The organism is Candidatus Methylomirabilis sp. (assembly GCA_036000645.1).
Classification (GTDB): domain Bacteria; phylum Methylomirabilota; class Methylomirabilia; order Methylomirabilales; family JACPAU01; genus JACPAU01.
Window position 1 is genome coordinate 1 of sequence record DASYVA010000181.1, and the last position, 2,809, is coordinate 2,809.

Annotated in this window: 3 protein-coding genes; 1 reads left to right on the plus strand and 2 read right to left on the minus strand. The window is 70.5% G+C overall.

Annotated features, from left to right (window positions below):
• Positions 1-252: 252 nt before the first annotated feature.
• Positions 253-618 carry a PIN domain nuclease gene (locus VGT06_10235; GenBank protein ID HEV8663501.1) on the minus strand — a complete coding sequence of 122 codons (366 nt, stop codon included), beginning with the start codon at positions 616-618 and terminating at the stop codon, positions 253-255.
• A complete protein-coding gene (locus tag VGT06_10240; protein HEV8663502.1) occupies positions 615-902 on the minus strand; it encodes an AbrB/MazE/SpoVT family DNA-binding domain-containing protein in 288 nt (95 codons plus the stop codon). Before VGT06_10240 ends, VGT06_10235 begins: the two co-directional genes overlap by 4 nt.
• Positions 903-1,084: 182 nt before the next feature.
• Between VGT06_10240 and VGT06_10245 the strand changes: the two genes are divergently transcribed.
• A complete protein-coding gene (locus VGT06_10245) occupies positions 1,085-2,710 on the plus strand; it encodes a S8 family serine peptidase (GenBank protein ID HEV8663503.1) in 1,626 nt (541 codons plus the stop codon).
• The last annotated feature ends 99 nt before the right edge of the window (positions 2,711-2,809 follow it).

Consider the following 2,809-nt stretch of genomic DNA (forward strand, 5'->3'; position numbering starts at 1 on the left):
GAGTGGAAGTCGAAGCCCAAGACGAGGCAGAACATGATGATCGCCGGCGCCATCAGCCTCTTCGCCGGCATCTTCCTGGCCTTCTTCCTGGAGTACTGGGAGCGCATCACCCGGGAGCAGCGGGAGGGGGGGACGCGAGCCGCGACCATCTGAGATAGACCGACGCGCCTCACGAGCCGGCGAGAGATAGCGCGCCGGCTCGTGCTCTTTTCGGGCCGTCGTCTGGGGGGTGTGCCGGGAAGCTCCTGCAGATTACGAGACGAGCCGGCGGAGGAAGTCACCCGGTGTCAGGATGGCGAACGGCAAACCGGCCTGAAGCACGCGTGCGGTCAGGAAGTGTTTCCGATCCAGGGTCAGGAGCACTTCGACGGTCCCCTTCAAGGCCGCCGCCAGGTCAAGGTCGAGGGTGGCGATCTCCTGGTAGAACCGGAGGAGGGCGTTGGCCCCGAGCTTGCTTTGGATGTTCCGCTCGGCCTCCCGGAGGATGAGACGGCTGCTCACAGCCCTGGCGCGGCCGTGTCGGCACAGGGCAAGGACCAGGGCCGAGGCACCCGTATGAGGTCCGGCCGCAGCGATGAAGACGCTCGCATCCAGGAAAAGGCGGGGAACCACCGTCACGCTGACCGCTTCTGGCCGAGCAGGCGGCGGACCTTCGCTGCCGTCCTCGGATCGAGCCGATCTTCCCTGAGGAAACGCCGGATCTGATCCTCCGTGTAGTCCCGCCGGGCCTCTTCCTGCGGCACCGGGCGAACGGGGACGATCTCGATGCGGCCTCCCTTCAGCGTTAGGGTCAACATGGTGCCGGCATCAATCTTGAGCCGGCGCCGAAACTCGATCGGTAGCGTGATCTGTCCCTTCGCAAGGGGTCGGACGAGCTTGCTGAGCGGCTTGTCGGCTGGCATACTTCCCTCCAGTGCTTCGAGTATTCGAGAAAACTGACTTTCAATAAAAGAGAATAGCGGAAATTCTATATCGTGTCAAGAGCTCTCTCACATCTGCATCACCCCGGTGGGTGTCTCCCGGGCATGATTCCTGGTATGCTGCCGGCAGTTGCCGCGCGCCGATGCCGGCAAGGAGCGGACGGATGGGGAGGTCACCGAGAGGTCGCCGGCGGTATCGAGGCAACTATTTCTACCGGGACGGGCAGAAGTTCCCTCTCACGAAGCTCCCCGACGCCTTCGCCCTGCGCCTGCGGGAAGGGCGGCTGCCCGCCGAGCTGCGGGCCTGGACGCGGGCGGGAGAGCGGCTGCCCCCAGTGGCCCTCGACCGGGCCTATGGACGGAAGCGTCTGGCCACCTACCGGGTTCGGGGGGCCGCGGCGGCGCGGGACCGGGCCATGGACGCCCTGCGCCGGGATGGGCGCACGCAGTACTGCACCCACGTCTATCGGCGGCGGCGCGCCCGGGCGCCCGACCCCCTCATCCTCACCGACGAGATCGTCGTGCAGTTCAAGCCCGACCTGACCGGTCGGCGCCTCCGGAGCCTCTGCCGGGAGCGGGGGATCGTGCTGGACGAGCCGATCCCCGGGCTCGAGAACGGCTACCTCTGCCGGGTCACGAGGGCGGCCGGCGAGAATGCGCTCAAGGTTGCCAACCGGCTCTACGAGGAAGGGGTGGCGCTGGCCGCGGAGCCGAACTTCCTGCGCCGCCTGGCCCGCCGGGGAGGCGGGGGGAGGCGGTCGCGCGGGGGGCGCGTGGTCCCGAACGACCCCCTCTTCCCGAAGCAGTGGCACCTGCACAATACCGGGCAGGGCGGCGCTCGGGCCGGGGCCGACGTCAAGGCCCTCGCCGCCTGGGAGGTCACGAAGGGCTCGCCGCGGGTGACGATAGCCGTCATTGACGACGGCTTCGACCTGGGGCACCCGGACCTGCGGGGACGGGGGAAAATCGTGGCCCCGTACGACTTCGGGGAGGACGACCCCGACCCCTCGCCGGCCCTGGAAGACGCCCACGGCACGGCCTGCGCCGGGGTCGCGACGGCGGTGGGAGGGGATGGGGTGGGGGTGATCGGGATCGCGCCGCGCTGCCGCCTCATGCCGATCCGGCTCTCCCTCGAGGGCCTCGACGAGGCCGCCATCGCCCGAGCCTTCCGGTGGGCGGCCGGGCACGGGGCTGCCGTGATCAGCAACTCCTGGGGCCCGCCCGACGGGACGGGCGTGAAGGAGCCCCTCCCGCTCATCGTCCGGGCGGCTATGGACCAGGCGGTGGGCAAGGGGCGTGGCGGGCGGGGCTGCGTGATCTGCTTCGCGGCGGGCAACGGGGACGAGTCGGCGGACCTGTGCGGCTACGCCAATTATCCGAAGGTGATCGCGGTTGCCGCCACCACCGACCAGGACCGCCGGGCCTGGTACAGCGACTTCGGGAAGGCGATCAGCGTGGCCGCTCCGTCGAGCGGCGGGCGCAACGGCATCTGGACGACCGACGTGCGGGGGCGGCGGGGGTACAACCCTGAGGGCGACTGGACGGGGGAGTTCGGGGGGACCTCGGCCGCATGCCCCCTCGTGGCGGGCGTGGCCGCTCTGGTCCTTTCCGTCAACCCGTCGCTCACGGCGGCCGAGGTGCGGCAGGTGCTCGAGGCGACCGCGGACAAGGTGGACCCGGGTTGGGGCCGCTACGACGCGCGGGGGCACAGCCGGTACTACGGCTACGGCCGAGTCAACGCGGGGCGTGCCGTGCGGGAGGCACAGGCGCGGCGCCGGCGCCCCGCCTGACGCACGGACCGCTCGCGCCGCGATGGTGGGGTGAGGCACGCGGCCTGCGGGAAGCGGCGGCCCGGGGGAGGCTGGCGGTGCGCGTGCTGGTGACGGGCG